Annotated in this window: 2 rRNA genes; both read right to left on the reverse strand. The window is 56.2% G+C overall.

The window, feature by feature from the left end:
* Positions 1–27: 27 nt before the first annotated feature.
* A 5S ribosomal RNA gene (gene rrf / locus AC1DE1_RS20905) occupies positions 28–140 on the reverse strand.
* 180 nt (positions 141–320) lie between these two features.
* Positions 321–400, reverse strand: a 23S ribosomal RNA gene (locus AC1DE1_RS20910); the annotation flags it as partial.

Consider the following 400-nt stretch of genomic DNA (forward strand, 5'->3'; position numbering starts at 1 on the left):
GATGGGAAGGCGTTTGAGGGATAAAGCCCCTGGCGGTGACCTACTCTTGCATGAGAATTCACACTACCATCGGCGCAGCTGCGTTTCACTTCCGAGTTCGGGATGGGATCGGGTGGGGCCACAGCGCTATAGCCGCCAGGGAAGGGGTGGGAACAGCGCAGGATATGCGCCAGTTCCGCAAAGGGGTAAACGAGTGACAAGCGTCTGGTGAAATCGAACTAGATGCGTTCGTCGAAGCGTGCTTTTCCTGCGGAGTGCGGCCATGGATGGCCGCTTTTACTCGCGCAGGAAGCGCGTTAAACAAAGCGTCTTGGGGTTATATGGTCAAGCCTCACGGCTCATTAGTACGCGTAAGCTCAATGCATTGCTGCACTTCCACACCGCGCCTATCAACCACCTA

The organism is Dyella sp. 05T440, assembly GCF_056395965.1.